Source organism: Actinoplanes lutulentus (genome assembly GCF_003259845.1).
Lineage (GTDB): Bacteria > Actinomycetota > Actinomycetes > Mycobacteriales > Micromonosporaceae > Actinoplanes > Actinoplanes lutulentus.
In genome coordinates this window covers 679,820-695,180 of the sequence record NZ_QLMJ01000001.1, presented here as the reverse complement: position 1 = coordinate 695,180, position 15,361 = coordinate 679,820, and the positions used below count along the sequence as shown (strand labels likewise).

The 15,361-nt window shown below is 68.3% G+C and carries 15 protein-coding genes and 1 pseudogene; 8 read left to right on the top strand and 8 right to left on the bottom strand.

Features of this window, described 5'->3' with window-relative positions; all coding sequences use genetic code 11:
• Positions 1-86: 86 nt before the first annotated feature.
• The 6 genes and pseudogenes from B0I29_RS02955 to B0I29_RS02935 all read left to right on the top strand — a co-directional run bounded on the left by B0I29_RS02955 (position 87) and on the right by B0I29_RS02935 (position 4,827).
• On the top strand, positions 87-818 hold the full coding sequence (locus B0I29_RS02955) for an acyl-CoA dehydrogenase family protein (protein ID WP_111647214.1): 732 nt from the start codon (positions 87-89) through the stop codon (positions 816-818).
• Positions 799-1,926: an acyl-CoA dehydrogenase family protein gene (locus B0I29_RS02950; protein WP_111647213.1), complete on the top strand. Its 1,128-nt coding sequence runs from the start codon at positions 799-801 to the stop codon at positions 1,924-1,926. The genes B0I29_RS02955 and B0I29_RS02950 overlap by 20 nt, the downstream gene beginning before the upstream one ends.
• A pseudogene (locus tag B0I29_RS02945) lies at positions 1,923-2,777 on the top strand (bifunctional MaoC family dehydratase N-terminal/OB-fold nucleic acid binding domain-containing protein); the annotation flags it as partial. The gene B0I29_RS02950 and the pseudogene B0I29_RS02945, both read left to right, overlap by 4 nt.
• Entirely contained in the window at positions 2,772-3,125 is a 354-nt protein-coding gene (locus B0I29_RS46510; protein ID WP_260329311.1) for a MaoC/PaaZ C-terminal domain-containing protein, read from the top strand. The pseudogene B0I29_RS02945 and the gene B0I29_RS46510, both read left to right, overlap by 6 nt.
• On the top strand, positions 3,122-4,261 hold the full coding sequence (locus B0I29_RS02940) for a lipid-transfer protein (protein WP_111647211.1): 1,140 nt from the start codon (positions 3,122-3,124) through the stop codon (positions 4,259-4,261). The genes B0I29_RS46510 and B0I29_RS02940 overlap by 4 nt, the downstream gene beginning before the upstream one ends.
• Positions 4,262-4,302: 41 nt before the next feature.
• Entirely contained in the window at positions 4,303-4,827 is a 525-nt protein-coding gene (locus tag B0I29_RS02935) for an FBP domain-containing protein (RefSeq protein WP_111647210.1), read from the top strand.
• Between the two features lie 43 nt (positions 4,828-4,870).
• On the opposite strand, the gene B0I29_RS02930 is transcribed toward B0I29_RS02935, so the two are convergent.
• The 5 genes from B0I29_RS02930 to B0I29_RS02910 all read right to left on the bottom strand — a co-directional run bounded on the left by B0I29_RS02930 (position 4,871) and on the right by B0I29_RS02910 (position 10,140).
• The gene (locus tag B0I29_RS02930) at positions 4,871-5,914 is read right to left on the bottom strand and encodes an amidohydrolase family protein (RefSeq protein WP_111647209.1); all 1,044 of its coding nucleotides are present in this window, start codon (positions 5,912-5,914) and stop codon (positions 4,871-4,873) included.
• 57 nt (positions 5,915-5,971) lie between these two features.
• Positions 5,972-7,012, bottom strand: coding sequence for a 4-hydroxy-2-oxovalerate aldolase (gene dmpG, locus B0I29_RS02925; protein WP_245972159.1), 1,041 nt, complete (start codon positions 7,010-7,012; stop codon positions 5,972-5,974).
• Entirely contained in the window at positions 7,009-7,872 is an 864-nt protein-coding gene (locus B0I29_RS02920) for an acetaldehyde dehydrogenase (acetylating) (RefSeq protein WP_111647208.1), read from the bottom strand. The genes dmpG and B0I29_RS02920 overlap by 4 nt, the downstream gene beginning before the upstream one ends.
• A complete protein-coding gene (locus B0I29_RS02915; protein ID WP_245972158.1) occupies positions 7,866-8,453 on the bottom strand; it encodes a 2-keto-4-pentenoate hydratase in 588 nt (195 codons plus the stop codon). The genes B0I29_RS02920 and B0I29_RS02915 overlap by 7 nt, the downstream gene beginning before the upstream one ends.
• A 196-nt stretch (positions 8,454-8,649) precedes the next feature.
• Positions 8,650-10,140 (bottom strand): FAD-binding protein, encoded by a 1,491-nt coding sequence (locus B0I29_RS02910; RefSeq protein WP_245972157.1) that lies wholly within the window; start codon positions 10,138-10,140, stop codon positions 8,650-8,652.
• 65 nt (positions 10,141-10,205) lie between these two features.
• On the opposite strand from B0I29_RS02910, the gene kstD reads away from it, so the two are divergent.
• Positions 10,206-11,825 (top strand): 3-oxosteroid 1-dehydrogenase, encoded by a 1,620-nt coding sequence (kstD, locus tag B0I29_RS02905; RefSeq protein WP_111647206.1) that lies wholly within the window; start codon positions 10,206-10,208, stop codon positions 11,823-11,825.
• On the opposite strand, the gene B0I29_RS02900 is transcribed toward kstD, so the two are convergent.
• The 3 genes from B0I29_RS02900 to B0I29_RS02890 are packed head-to-tail and all read right to left on the bottom strand — an operon-like array spanning position 11,816 to position 14,100.
• Positions 11,816-12,739, bottom strand: a complete 924-nt coding sequence (locus tag B0I29_RS02900; RefSeq protein ID WP_111647205.1) for a ferredoxin--NADP reductase — start codon at positions 12,737-12,739, stop codon at positions 11,816-11,818. The two genes, kstD and B0I29_RS02900, sit on opposite strands and share 10 nt — an antisense overlap.
• Entirely contained in the window at positions 12,740-12,991 is a 252-nt protein-coding gene (locus B0I29_RS02895; RefSeq protein ID WP_111647204.1) for a hypothetical protein, read from the bottom strand.
• Positions 12,988-14,100 carry a 3-ketosteroid-9-alpha-monooxygenase, oxygenase component gene (locus B0I29_RS02890; protein ID WP_111647203.1) on the bottom strand — a complete coding sequence of 371 codons (1,113 nt, stop codon included), beginning with the start codon at positions 14,098-14,100 and terminating at the stop codon, positions 12,988-12,990. Before B0I29_RS02890 ends, B0I29_RS02895 begins: the two co-directional genes overlap by 4 nt.
• 93 nt (positions 14,101-14,193) lie before the next feature.
• Between B0I29_RS02890 and hsaA the strand changes: the two genes are divergently transcribed.
• On the top strand, positions 14,194-15,360 hold the full coding sequence (gene hsaA, locus B0I29_RS02885) for a 3-hydroxy-9,10-secoandrosta-1,3,5(10)-triene-9,17-dione monooxygenase oxygenase subunit (protein ID WP_111647202.1): 1,167 nt from the start codon (positions 14,194-14,196) through the stop codon (positions 15,358-15,360).
• Position 15,361 lies beyond the last annotated feature (1 nt).

The following is a 15,361-nucleotide window of genomic DNA, read 5'->3' as shown; positions in this document are numbered from 1 at the left end:
AGTGAATCAAGCCTAGCAACGGCGCGTTGCGTACCTGTGTCACCCATCGGTGGCGCGCTCAAACTGAAACATGTTCTAATCCGGGTATGGATTTCCGGCCGGACGAGACACAGCAGGCGATCAGCCGGCTCGCCGCCGAGGTGGTCGCCGGATCGGACACTCCGGAGCGTCTCTGGAAAGACCTCGGCCACGCCGGTCTGCTCACTCTCGGTGCACCGGAGGACGCCGGCGGCGCCGGTCTCGGCATCTTCGAGATCACCCTCGTGCTCACCGAGATCGGCCGCCACGCGGCCACCACCCCCACCCTCCAGATCTCCGCCGGCTCGGTCACCCTCGTTCCCGACCATGGGGTACGCCTCAACGGCCCCTACCTTCGTGAACAGCACCCTTTCGCGATCGCTGCCGCGTGCGCCCTGGCCGACGGAGCGCTGGCCGGCGCTCTGGATCTGACCGCCGAGCACATCCGCACCCGGCACCAGTTCGGCAAGCCGCTCGCCACGTTCCAGGCCGTCGCTCAGCAGATCGCCGACGTCTACATCGCCAGCCGCACCCTGCACCTGGCCGTGCTCAACGCCTGCTGGCGGCTCGGTACCGGCCGGCCCGCCGAGGTGGACCTCGCGGTCGCCGCGCAGTGGCTCACCGCCGAGGCGCCGCCGGCCATCCGCACCTGCCATCACCTGCACGGCGGCCTCGGGCTGATGATCGATTACCCGCTGCACCGGCACACCACGATGATCCGGGACATGGTCCGGTTCCTCGGTGGCGCCGAGCAGACCCTGACGACGTTAGGGGAGCGTTGTGTTCCTCGACTTCACTGATTCCCAGCGGGAACTACGTGATGAGCTCCGGGCGTACCTGGGCAGGCTCTTGACCGTGGCGCAGCGCGCCGATCTTTCCCGGGAACGGCATGGACGCGCGCATCGGGAGCTGGTGGCGCGCCTGGGCCGCGACGGGTGGCTAGGGCTGGGCTTTCCGGTGGAGTACGGCGGGCGGGGGCTCGGGCCGGCCGAGCAGCAGATCTTCGTGAACGAGGCGGCGCGCGCGGACGTGCCGCTGCCCGCCGTCACGTTGCAGACCGTGGCGCCGACTCTGCTGGCGCACGGCACGCAGGCGCAGCGTGACCGGTTTCTGCCACCGATCCTCGCCGGGGAGCTGCACTTCGCGATCGGTTACACGGAGCCTGAGTCCGGGACTGATCTGGCGTCACTGAGCACCCGGGCGGCGCGGGACGGCTCGGGTTACCTGGTCAGCGGGACGAAGACGTTCACCACGGGCGCGCACGACGCCGATTTTCTCTGGCTGGCGTGCCGCACCGATCCGGACGCGCCCCGGCATCGCGGGCTGTCGATTCTGATCGTCGACACGTCCGATAGTGGTTATTCGTGGACACCGCTGATCACCTATGACGGCGCTCATCACGTCAACACGGTGCATTTGAGTGATGTGCGGGTGCCGGCGGACATGCTTGTCGGAGTCGAGAACGACGGGTGGCGGCTGATCACCGCGCAGCTCAATCATGAACGCGTGATGCTCGGTCCGGCCGGGCGATTGGGTGCGCTTTTTGATGCGGTACGCGATTGGGCGTACCGAACCGGAAGCGTGACCCACCCGGAGGTCCGCCGCGCGCTGAGCGTGAGTTTCGCGGCGCTGCGGGTGAACGAGCTTTTGAACGGTCAGATCGCCGGCGGTGAGCCGAATCCGGCTGACGCTTCGGCCACAAAGGTTTTCGCTTCGGAGCGGCTGTTGCGGCTCGGTAATGAGCTGGCCGAGGTGGTCGCCCGTTTCGGCGGTGATCCGGAGCTGCTGGAGTGGCTGGACCTGCAGAACAAGCGCAATCTCGTGCTGACGTTCGGCGGCGGCGTGAACGAGGTGCAACGGGAGATCATCGCCAGTGCGGGCCTGGGCCTGCCGCGAGTGCCGAGGTGAGTGCGGTGGATTCGGTGGTTTCGCGATTGCTCGCGGCGGGGGAAACGGAGCCGCGGCGCGGCCGGGATCCGGTGAATCTGCCGATGATCCGGAATTGGCTGGAGGCCATGGGTGATCGGCATCCGGGTTATGAATTGTTCGCGCCGCCCGCGATGATTCAGGTCTGGACCATGCGGGGTCTTTCGCCGGGTGCGCCGGATCCGTTGCAGGAGATGTCGGTCGCGCTTGACGAAGCCGGTTTTCCCAACGTGGTCGCTACCGATTCCGAGCAGGTTTATCACCGTTATCTGCGGGTCGGTGAAGAGGTTTCGGTGCGGAGCCGGCTGGAGTCGGTGACTGGTCCTAAACGGACATCGCTGGGGGAGGGGTGGTTCGTCACGACGGTGAGCACCTGGTTCTGTGACGACGAGCCGGTGGCGACGATGAGGTTCCGGATCCTGAAATATCGAGCGATGTCCGGTTCTTCCCCTGTCGCGGCGACGCCGTTGAAGCCGGTGATCACCGCGGACACCGCGTTCTTCTGGGATGGGATCACCGCTGGTGAGCTGCGGATTCAGCGCTGTGGGGAGTGCGGGGCGCTGCGGCACCCGCCCGGACCGGCCTGTCCGCGATGCGGCGCCCTGAAACAGGAGCACACGGTGGCCTCCGGTCTCGGCACGATCCACAGCTTCACGGTGCACCACCATCCGCCGATTCCGGGGCGCCGGGCGCCCTATGTCGTTGGGCTGATCGACCTGGCCGAGGGCGTGCGGATGGTCGGCGAGGTGCGTGGGCCGCGGCCGGTGAAGATCGGTGATCCGGTGCGGGTGTTCTTCGACGGCGGGCTGCCCGTCTGGCGCCCCGACCTGCCGATCGTGGAGCCCTGGACGCTCGAAGTCACGCCCACGATGATCATCAGTACCGCGTTGGCGACAAGGGATTTCCAGGACGTGCATCATGATCGGGACGCGGCTGCGCGGCGGGGCAATCCGGATATTTTCGTCAATATCCTGACCACAACCGGTCTGGTCCAGCGGTATGTCACCGATCATCGTCCGGATGCCGTCGTGCGGGGGATATCGATCCGGCTCGGAACGCCGTGTTATGCCGGCGACACGCTCACCTTCACCGGCACGGTGGTTTCCGGCGGTGAGATCGCGATCGTCGGCCGGACCGCACGCGGCGTCCATGTCACCGGCACGGTGGGGGTGGCGTCATGATCAGCCCGACCTGCGCGATCGCCGGGATCGGGGCCACCGAGTTCTCCAAGGACTCCGGCCGCAGCGAGCTCCGTCTCGCCGTCGAGGCGGTGCGTGCCGCGCTCGACGACGCCGGCCTGCGGCCGTCCGACGTCTCCGGCCTGGTCACGTTCGGCATGGACAACAACCCCGAGATCGCCGTCGCGCGCGAGCTGGGGATCGGCGAGTTGCGCTTCCTGAGCCGGATCGGGTACGGAGGCGGAGCCGCCTGCGCCGTGATCCAGCAAGCAGTCCTCGCGGTCGCGGCCGGCCTGGCCGACGTCGTGGTCTGCTATCGAGCCCTCAACGAACGGTCCGGCCGTCGTTTCGGCCGGGCGATCGCCTCCCCGGACCCGGACTCCGGCTGGCACCACCCGATGGGGCTGGCCACCCCGGCCGCGATGGTCGCCATGGTGGCCCAGCGGTACCTGCACGAGTACGGCGCCGTCCCCGACGACTTCGGCCGGGTCGCCGTGGCGATGCGCCGGCACGCGTCCACGAACCCGTACGCCTGGTTCCACGGCCGGCCGATCACACTCGACGAGCACCGGGCGTCCCGCTGGATCTCCGAACCGCTGCGGCTGCTGGACTGCTGCCAGGAGAGCGACGGCGCGGTGGCCCTGGTGGTGACGTCGCTTTCCCGGGCGCGTGATCTCCCGCAACCTCCCGCCGTGATCAGTGCCGCGGCGCAGGGCAGTGGCCCGGACCAGTTCGTGATGACCAGCTACTACCGGCCTCAGGTGGCGTCGCTGCCGGAGATGGGAGTGGTGGCGCGGCAACTCTGGGAGCAGTCAGCTCTGACACCGGCCGACGTGCGCACCGCGATCCTGTACGACCACTTCACTCCGTACGTTTTGATGCAGTTGGAAGAACTGGGGTTTTGTGGCCGTGGAGAAGCGCGGCATTTCGTCGCGGACGGCGGGATCGAGCTCGGCGGCCGGCTGCCGGTGAACCCGCACGGCGGCCAGCTCGGCGAGGCCTACATCCACGGCATGAACGGCATTGCCGAAGCGGTCCGGCAGGTACGCGGCACCGCCGTGAACCAGGTGCCCGGCGACGGCCCGGTGCTGGTCACGGCCGGTACCGGAGTGCCGACCAGCGGCCTGATCCTCGTCTAAATGATTGGTCGGGGGATCTTGCGTGAGCTAGGTTCGCGCGCATGCGACCACTCGATGAGAAGGAGATCAGAGATTCCTTCATCAACTGCAGCAAGGGTGAGGCCAGCCGGATCAAGCTGCCTGCCGCTTTCGCCTCGACTCCGTGGGACGACCTGGACTTCCTCAGCTGGACCGATCCGGGCGCGCCACAGCGGGCACTCCTGGTGATCCCGGGTTCCGGCTCGGACGGTCCTGGTTCTGGCGGCGCGTCCGGGCTGGTTCTTCGGCGACCGGAATCGGTCAAGGCGTCCGCGATGCGAGCCAGCATGTGCCAGATCTGCCTGACCGAGCACGGCGCCGGCGGGGTGGTGCTCTTCGTGGCGCCGCTGGCCGGCCCGTCCGGTCGGCGGGGCAACACGGTCGGCGTCTACATCTGCGCCGACCTGGGCTGTTCGCTGTACCTGCGGGGCAAGCGCCAGCCGAAGATGCGCCTGGTCCGCCGGGAGGAGACGCTCACCCTCGATGAGCGGATCGACCGGGCGATGAAGAACCTGACCGCGTTCACCGACCGGGTGGCGGCCGGCTGATGTCGATCCTGGTGGAGGTAGACCGTACAAGACTCGGCCCCGCTCAAGCGGGGCCGCCGATCAGCTTTCCTCTCATGATTACTGCTTCGGGTTTCCCGAGATGTTTCCGGGGATCGTCCTTGAAGACGACCGCATCTGCCGGAGCCCCGTCGACCAGCCCGCCCAGACCCAGGTAATCCCGGGCCGTCCAGGACGCCGCACCCAGTGCCTCGTGCGGGCTCACCCCCGCCGCGACCATCGCCCGGACCTCGTCGGAGATCCGCCCGTGCGGCCGTGAATCAGTGCCGGCCAGCACGGTGACCCCGGCTTCGACAGCGGCGGCGGTCAGCGCGCCGTGCACTTCGCCGGACGTCAGATACCACTGCCGTTTCTCGTCGGGCGGCCCGTCCTTCAAACGCGCGACTCCCGCGTTGATCAGGCTGAGCGTCGGCGTGAGTGCGGTCCCTTGAGCGGCCATCCGGTGCAGCAGCTCCGGGTCGAGCCCCATCCCGTGCTCCAGCGAATCCACTCCCGCCTCGACGGCGACCAGGCAACCGGCCGTATGCGTCGAGTGCACGGCAAGCCGCCCACCGGCCGCGTGCACCTGGGCGACCGCTTCCCGCAGCACGTCCACCGGCACGATCGGATCCCCGGGCCACCAGTCGATGACAATCTTCGCCCACCCGCTGCTTTCAGCTTGCGCCGCCGCGGTCCCGGGCAGATCGACGAGCTCGGCCCGCCGCCCCCACCCGTCAAAGAACTGCCCGTGCTGCGCGATCCAAGGCCCAGCGTGCACAGCCCGAGGCAGATCGTCGTCCCGCCCGAACCACTCGGGCGGCTCCCCGGCCAGCCCTGGCGCCCGCACCAGCGTCACCCCGGCCGCGACATGCGCCCGCAGATCCTCCCGCAGGACCTCGTGGTCGAGCGGATCCCCGGCCTTGACCGCCCCCGGATGGGTGTGCGCGTCAACCAGCCCCGGCAGCAGCCACCCTTCACCGACAAGCTCAGCGTTCCGAACCGGATCAGTGGTCCACCGCCCCCCATCGGCATAGAGATCGAGGGGTTCCCCGCTGGGCAGCCCCCACCCCCGTACCCGCACAACACCCACAACCCGATCCTGCCACCCCCACCCACCCCGAATTCACCCGGCGGAGGGCGTGCCGGCTCACGTCGGTGTGGCTGCAAGCTCTCTGGCTATCGCGATCAGCTGGTCCTCCTGGCCGCCCACCAGCCGCCGCTCGCCCGCCCTCACCAGGATCTCCGCGCCCGACACCCGATAACGCTCGGCCAACGAATACGCATGCAGCAGGAAGCTCGAATAAACCCCCGCATACCCCATGATCAAAGCCATCCGGTCCAGCCGGCACTCGTCCGGCATCACCGGACGCACGACCTCTTCCGCGGCGTCCACGATGGCGAAGAAATCCACGCCTGTCTCGATCCCGAGCTTGTCGCAGACCCCGACGAAAGCCTCGACCGGCGTGTTGCCCGCGCCCGCCCCGAAACGCCGGGTGCTGCCGTCGATCTGTTCGGCGCCAGCTCGGACCGCCAAGACCGAATTTGCCACGCCGAGCCCCAGGTTCTCGTGGCCGTGGAAACCCACCTGGGCGTCGCTCCCCACCGCGGAGACCAGCGCCGACACCCGGTCGCTGACCTGGTCGAGCACCAGCGCCCCCGCCGAGTCGACCACGTAGACGCACTGGCAGCCGGCATCCGCCATGATCCGAGCCTGCCGCGCCAGCGCGGAAGGCGTGACCGCATGGGACATCATCAGGAACCCGACTGTCTCCAGCCCCAGGTCCCGGGCCAGCCCGAAGTGCTGCACCGCGATGTCGGCCTCGGTGCAGTGGGTGGCGATCCGGCAGACCGTCGCGCCGTTCCCCGCGGCGGCCCGGATGTCGTCGATGACGCCGACCCCGGGAAGCATCAGAAACGCGATCTTCGCGCGCTGGGCGGTCGCCACCGCCACCTTGATCAGCTCCTGCTCGGGCGTGTGGCTCAGTCCGTAGGTGAACGACGACCCGCCCAGCCCGTCCCCGTGTGCCACCTCGATGACCGGGATCCCGGCCGCGTCCAGGGCGGACACGACGTCGCGTACCTCGCCGGCGGTGAACTGATGCCGTTTGGCGTGCGAGCCGTCCCGCAGCGTCGAGTCGGTGATCCTGATCGTCGGCCCGGCCACCCGGGCCGCCATCGAGGTCGTCATCGCGCCAGCTCCTCGGCCACCCGGACGGCGGCTGCGGTCATGATGTCCAAGTTTCCGGCATATTTCGGTAAATAGTCGCCGGAGCCTGATATCTCGACGAACACCGCGACCCGCAACACCGACCCGACCACATCGAACTGCGGCTCATCCAGCAATCGATACCCCGGCACAAAACGGGCGACGTCCGTTGCCATCTCCACAATCGACTTCACCACTACCGCCCGATCCACCGACGGCGGAACAGCGCAGAAAATGGTGTCCCGCATGACCAGCGGCGGCTCCGCCGGATTCAGCACGATGATCGCTTTGCCCCGAGCCGCGCCACCGATCGTTTCCAGTCCCCGGCTGGTGGTGCGGGTGAACTCGTCGATGTTCGCCCGGGTGCCCGGCCCCGCCGATTTCGAAGCGACGGTGGCGACGATCTCCGCATAGGAGACCGGTGCCACCCGGGAAACGGCGAAAACCATCGGAATGGTCGCCTGCCCGCCGCAGGTGATCAGATTCAGATTCGGCGCGTCCCGATGGTCACCGAGATTCACCGACGGCACCACGGCCGGACCCACCGCGGCGGGCGTCAGGTCGATCGCCCGGATGCCGGCGTCGGCATACAGCGAGGAATTGGCCCGATGTACGGTCGCCGAAGTCGCCTCGAACACGATGTCCGGCAACGGATCAAGGGAGACAATCCATTCTGCCCCGCCGGAACTCGTGTCGAGCCCCGATGCGGCAGCCCTCGCCAGCCCCGGACTCGACGGATCAATCCCCGCCATCCATCGCGGCGAGATCACCGGCGAACGCAGAAGTTTGTACATCAAATCGGTCCCGATATTTCCCGACCCGACGATGGCCGCCGTCAGCATGAGCCCTCCCCAGAAGAAAACGCCAGCCGCACCGAACCGAGCCCACTGAACTCCGCCCGGAACGAATCCCCGGGCCGCGCATCCACCGCCCGCGCACACGCCCCCGGCATGATCAGATGCCCGGCACGCAGCCGCACCCCGAACCCCGCGACAGTCCGCGCCAGCCACGCCACCGCCGTCACCGGATTTCCCAGAACGGCGTCGGACCGGCCCTCTGCCACCGGCTCATCCCCGCGATAGAGAACCGCGGCGATGCCGCGAGAATCAAGAGCCTTCGGGCGTACGCGCGAAGCCCCCACCACAAACCCAGCAGACGAAGCATTGTCGGCAATCGTGTCCCCCAGCGTGATCCGCCAGTCCTCGATCCGGCTGTCAATCAGCTCGATGGACGGCGCGAAAGCCTCAGTGGCGTCCAGCACGTCCTGTTCGGTGCAGTCCCGTCCGGGCAGATCCGCCCCGAGCAGAAACGCCACCTCGATCTCGACGCGGGGATAGCAGTAACGGCGAGCGTCCACCGGCGAATCCTCGCTGAGCCGCATGCCGTCAAGAAGATGACCATAATCGGGCTCGTCGACACCCATCATCTCCTGCATGGCCGCCGACGAGAGCCCGACCTTGTGCCCGACAACCCGATCCGGCCGCCGGCTGACATTAAGAAGTTGAACCCGATAAGCGTCAGCAGCCGTCAGCCCGGGCCATTCCCGAGTGAGAGGAGGAATGGGCGCCCGATCGCGCTCAGCTGTCCACAACCGGTCAGCGATCTCCCGGCATTCATCCTCAGTGAGCATCCGAACCCCCACGGACGAAGGTGCGAGCGAAAGCAGCGGCATGCCGCCCGGCCCGCCGCCCCGAGAACACACAGTCCGCAAGCGAGAGCCCACTGACGTAATTGCCGGAGCAGATCCCGACAGCGCTCCGGTCGGCGGCGAAAACACCGGGCACAGCCCCGGAGACAGCACCGCTCGACTCGTCCACGACCAGACCGCCGAGTGTCAGCATCGGCGCGGGCAGCCCCCGAGCCCCGATCGACACATCGATGAGCGAGAACGGAGCCACGAAAGACTCCACAGCGCCGGAAGCCGCCAGCCCCGCCGGATCCACCCCGGCCTTCCGCGCCACCGCGTCCAGTGAAGCCCCGCTGACCCGCCCGGGCCCCAGCATCCACCACGCCTGCCACCGCTGGAACCACAACGTCTGCCGCCAGACCTGCCGCCGCGCCGCAGCCAGCACCGCCGCGTCGATCAACAGCCACGCCCGCCCACCCGGCGCCCGCAGAACCGCATCCCCGATCGCCGCCCCGTACAGCGTCGGCTCACAGATCCGCCGCCCGTCACGATCCACCAGCAACCCACCGGTCAACGCCGACGGCGGCGTCAGAAACCGCCACACCGTGACCCGATCCAGATGCCGGACGCTCCCGCCCGCCGCGACACCGAGCCGAATCCCCGACCCGTCGTCTCCCGGCGTTCCCAGCCGCAACCCACGCCGATACAACGGTGCGTGCTCCCGCATCATCTCCCGGTGGAAGACGAATCCACCGGCCGCGATCACCACGGCCCGCGCCTCGATCGCCGATGACGTCGCATAGCGTTCCTCGATCCGGCTGACCTGCCGATGCAGCGCCCGCCCGAGCGCCGGCAGATACAGCCCCGGCTTCACCGACAGCCGATGCAGCACCCGGTGCGCGAGCTTCGGCCACCCACGCAGCGTGCGGCACTCCAGGCCGTCCGGTGTCAGCCGAACCGCGCGCGCCGGGCTGCGTACCTCGGCGCCCGCTGCGCGGGCCGCCTCGGCCAGGCTCCGGTGCAGCGCATGCCCGGAGGTGCCCCTCGCCCTTGTCCGATGACCCCTGGGTACGCCCGGACGCTCGTTCCCCGACACGTAAAGGTAATGCCGATTCGTGGGATACGACGTCTTGTCCGGACAGAGCCGCGAATCGAACGGCACACCGTGGTTGCCCAGCCAGTCCAGCATCGACGAACTCTGCTCGCAGAACCGTCGCAACGTCTCCGGCGAGACGGCGTCGCGTGTTTCGGTGCGCAGGTACGCGTACATCTGCTCGGGGTTGTCGGTGACGCCCGCGTCCCGCTGACAGTGAGTGCCGCCGCCCGCGTAAACCACGCCGCCGGAGATGGCGGTGGCGCCTCCGGCGCCGAATCGGTCGATCACGAGCACGCGCGCGCCGGCTTCGGCGGCCTCGATCGCGGCGCATGCTCCGGCCGCGCCGAAGCCCACCACCACGACGTCGTACACGACTCTGTTCTGCAACAGGTATCAGTCTCTTCCGCTCGTCCGGATAGCGCCTCGGAGCCTGATAACTATAACCTGTTCTAGTGAGAGAATTCGATGTCGTCGTGGTCGGTAGCGGCGCGGCCGGGATGACCGCGGCGCTCACCGCGGCCCGCAACGGACTGACCGCGATCGTGGTGGAGAAGGCGCCGGTCTTCGGCGGTTCGACGGCCCGTTCCGGCGGCGGCCTGTGGCTGCCCGGCAACGAAATCCTGAGAGACACCGGCGGGGATGCCGCCACCTATCTCGCGCACATCGCCGGCCCGGACGTTCCGGTCGCCCGGCAGAAGGCGTTTCTCGCGCACGGCCCCGACATGTTGGCGCTGGTCCGCGCGCACACGCCGCTCGATTTCGCCTGGGTGCCGGGTTACCCGGACTATCACCCGGAGGCACCGGGCGGCCTGGCGCGTGGGCGTACCGTCGAACCTCGCCCGCTGGACGCCCGCGCGGCCGGACCGGATCTGAAAGATCTCGCACCGCCCTACCTCGCGGCGCCGAGCGGGATGGCCGTGACCGCTGTTGATTACCGCTGGCTCTCGCTGGGCCTGCGACATCCCCGAGCGGTCTCCACCGCGACCCGGCTCGCCGCGGTCACCGCGGCCGACCGATTCCGGCGCCGCCGCAAGCTCACCATGGGCCAGGCCCTCGCCGCCGGCTTGCGGGCCGGCTTGCGCGCCGCCGGCGTCGAGGTCCTTCTCGGTACGCCGATGAGCGACCTGATCGTCGACGATGATCGGGTCACCGGGGTTCGCTGCGGCGACGAGGAGTTGTTTGCCCGGCGCGGCGTGCTCCTGGCCAGCGGCGGGTTCGACCACAACGAGCGGATGCGCCGCCAGTTCCAGAACATCGGCACCGAGTGGACGGTCGGCGCCCCGGGCAACACCGGCGACGGCATCGAAGCGGGCCGGCGGCTCGGTGCCGCGCTCGACCTGATGGACGAGGCCTGGTGGGGGCCGTCGATCCCGCTGACCAGCGGGCCGTACTTCTGCCTGGCCGAACGCAACCTGCCCGGCAGCCTGATCGTCGACGGCACCGGCAGCCGCTTCGTCAACGAGTCCGCGCCGTACGTCGACGCGGTCCACACGATGCTGGGCCCGCCCTCGCACCTGCCGTCGTGGCTGATAACCGACCAGAGTTACCGCGACCGCTACGTCTTCGCCGGCCGCGCCCCGCGCACCCAGCTGCCCCGCCGCTGGTTCGAGGCCGGCATCGCCCACCGGGCCGGCACGGTCGAGGAGCTGGCCGCGGCCATCCGGGTTCCTCCGGCGGCGCTGCGGTCGGCGATCGCCCGTTTCAACGGTTTCGCCCTGGCCGGTCGCGACGACGATTTCGGCCGAGGCGAGTCGGCGTACGACCGCTATTACGGCGACCCCCGCCAACGTCCGAACCCGTGCCTGGGCGCCCTGCGAAAGCCACCGTTCTACGCGTTCTCCCTGGTACCCGGCGACCTGGGCACGAAGGGCGGCCTGCGCACCGACGAACGCGCCCGCGTCCTCAAGGCCGACGGCGCCCCGATCGCCGGCCTCTACGCCGCCGGCAACGCTTCCGCCACCGTGATGGGCAGGGGCTATGCGGGCGCCGGCGCCACCCTCGGTCCGGCCATGACATTCGGCTACATCGCGGCACAGGACATGTCGGCCCAGGACATGTCGGCTCAGAAATAGGTGATCGAGATGGAGGGGGTCTTCGGGATGGCCTGGCACGCCAGGATGTAGCCGTCTTCGAAGTCCTCCTCCTCGAGGATCTCGTTGTTCAACAGGTCGACCTCGCCGTCGGTCATGCGCACCGCGCACGCGCCGCACTGTCCCTGCCGGCAGGAGAACGGCGGATTCAGCCCGGCGTCGATGATCACGTCGAGCAGTCGTTTCCCGGCCGGCCACGGAATCGTGTGGGTCTGCCCGTCGATGGAGACCTCGACCGCCGAATCGAGGTCGCCGACCGGCTCGATCTCGAAGCGCTCGATTCTGATCCGCTCCGCGGGGACGCCGGCCAGCTGCAACGCCTTCTCCGCGACCGCGACGAACGGTTCCGGCCCACAGACAAAGGCCTCACGACTTCGGTACGGAATGAGCAACGGCGCGAGTCCGTCCGCAGTGGGCAGCCCCTGTGTGCGATCGAGCCAGTGCGTCACCGGGAGAAGCCCGTTCAGCTCGTCCCGAAAGATGACCGATTCGGCGTCGCGGTTCGCGTACAGAAGAAAGGCCTGGCCGCGCAGGGCCTTGATGATTCCCATGATCGGCGTGATGCCGGAGCCGCCGGCGAGCAGCAGCAGATCGTCGTCGAGCGTCGACGGGGTGAACGTCCCGGCTGGTGCCGAGCACTCGATCCGGTCACCGGCGCGGACGTGATCACAGATCCAGTTGGAGACGGCCCCGCCGCGGACCCGTTTGACGGTGATTGTCGGCAGGGACGATTCAAAAGGCGAACTGGACAGCGAATAGCAACGCGCACCCACCGGCGTCCGCACCGTCACATATTGCCCCGGCTGATAGGAGAACGACGCGTCAAGAACCAGCGAGCACGCCTCCGCGGTCTCCGGAATCACCGAAGCAACCGTAATTTCCGAGAAGTCAGGCAACTAGCTCACCTCCAAACGCCCCTCGCGAACGGCCCGGTTGATGCTCTCCCGCAGATCGGGGCAGGTGGGAACCAGCGCCATCGGCCGCCCACCGGCAGCGTCAAGAAGCCGCGCACACCCACCGGCGGGCCATTGCACGCTCGTCTGCACGGCACTGCGCTTACCCGCCAGAACCGAAGCGCCGCATCGGTCGCAGGCGACTTTGTCGAGGCCGCCCGCCAGATAGGACTCCCGTTCGGAGAGCGAACTCATGAGGCCTGCGCGGCCTGATTGGCGGCGACCTCGGCCTCCCAGGTCTCCACAGCGCGAGTGGTGTCCACCTCGAACTCGTAACGCGCCGTCATGTCGTCGGTGACCTCGGCGACGTCCACATAGAACTGCTCGTACCACCGGCGTAGCTGATAGACCGGCCCGTCCTCGGCGCAGAGCAGTGGATTGTCGATGCGCGATTTGTTCTGCCAGATCTCCACGTCCTGCAGGAAACCGACGCCGACGCCTTTGGCGAACTTGGCGGCGGCCCGGGAAGCCTGCTCGGTGGTGAGCCCCGGCAGCTGTTTCACGATCACGCCCCACTGCAGGACGAACGAGGTCGGCGAGACCGGATAATGGCAGTTGATCAGGACCGACTCGACCTCGATGCCGTGCCAGGTGTTGTACAGGTAATCGATCATGTAGGACGGCCCGTAATATGCCGCCTCGGACCGCAGCGTGGTGTCCCCGGACTGGCTGGCCGTGATCGGCACGTCCGGCCGTGGCCGCGTATTCAGGAACTGCGCCGCCACGTGGCCCTCCAGCACGTTCTTGAAGAACGTCGGGAACGCGAAGTGGATGTAGAAGAAGTGCGCCATGTCGACCACGTTGTCGATGACCTCGCGGCAGTTCGCCCCGTCGATGCGCACCGAGTCCCAGGTCCAGGAGCTCCACTCGTCGGAAAACGCACCGTCGATCCGGGGTATCGCCACCTCCGGCGGCGGTGAACCACCCTGCGGATCGTTCCAGACGAAGAGCTGACGGTTCTCCTCGCAGGTGATCCAGGACCGGGTACGCGCGCGCAGCGGCACGCGATGTGCGTACGGAACAGCCTCGCAACGACCGTCGCCGCGCCACCGCCAGTCATGGAATGGGCAGGCGATGGTGTCGCCTTTGATCGTCCCCATGGTGAGGTCGCCGCCCATGTGCCGGCAGTAACCGTCGAGCACGTGCAGCTCGCCGCTGGAGTCGGCGAAGACCACGAGTTTCGTGCCGAACGCCGAGATCGCGTGCGGCTGCCCGTCGCGGAACGAGTCCGCCAGCCCCAGGCAGTGCCAGCCGCGGGCGAACCTGGCCGGAGCGGTTCCCGTGTCGATAAGGCGAGGTTGCATGGCATCGACCTCCGGAGGATCTGGTCGGTCAGGTAGAACGTGTTCTACTATAGGCGCCACGCCGAAAGAGAGCCAAACACCTGGAGTGATCTCATGGAAGCGGTCCTCAGCGCAGTGCGGGAACTGTTACCGGTTCTTCGCGAGCGAGCCCAGGACACCGAGGACCGTCGAGCCCTCGATCCCGAAATGGTGAAGTCCCTCGCCGAGACCGGCTTCTTCCGTCTCCTGCAACCGTCCCGTTTCGACGGCTTCGAAGCGCACCCGCTCACCTTCCTCACCGGCGTCCGGGACATCGCCTCGGCCTGCGGCTCCACCGGCTGGGTCGCCTCGGTGATCGGCGTGCACAACTGGCAGCTCGGCCTCTTCCCGGACCGCGCCCAGCAGGACGTCTGGGCGCAGGACCCGAGCACCCGGCTATCGTCCTCCTACGCGCCGACCGGCAGGATCACCGCGGTCGACGGCGGTTACCGGGTGACCGGCCGCTGGAGCTTCTCGTCCGGTTGTGATCACGCCACCTGGGTGCTGCTCGGCGGCATCGTCCCGCCCGGCGACGACGGCACACCCGCTGACTTCAAGACGTTCCTGCTGCCCCTCGGCGACTACCGGATCGAGGACGTCTGGAACACCGTCGGCCTGCGCGGCACCGGGAGCAACGACATCGTGGTCGAGGACGCGTTCGTCCCGGCGTACCGATCGCTGAGCTTCAACGACACGTCGCGTCTGCGCTGCCCGGGCCAGGAGCAGAACCCCGGTCCGCTCTACCGGATCCCGTACGCGTCGATCTTCTCCTACGCGATCACCACCCCGCTGATCGGCATGGCCACCGGTGCCTACCGCGCGCACGTCGACTACACCCGCGAGCGCGTCCGGGCCGCCTATGCCGGCGTCCGTGCCGCCGAGGATCCACACTCCCAGGTCCGGGTCGCCGAGGCGGCGAGCGACGTCGACGCCGCATGGTTGGCTCTGCGAGCCAACATGACCGAGCTGATGGATCTGGTCACCGCGGGCGAGAAGCTTCCGATGCCGTTGCGCTTGCGCATCAGGCGCGATCAGGTACGCGGCACCGAACTCTCCATCCGAGCCGTCGACCGCCTCTTCGAGAACTCCGGCGGCCGGGCGCTCGCGGTCGGCACCCCGATCCAGCGGTTCTGGCGCGACGCGCACGCCGGCCGGGTCCATGCCATCAACGACCCGGAGCGCGCACTGTCCATGTTCGGTCGCGGCGAGTTCGGTCTGCCGCTCAACGACGCGATGGTGTGAC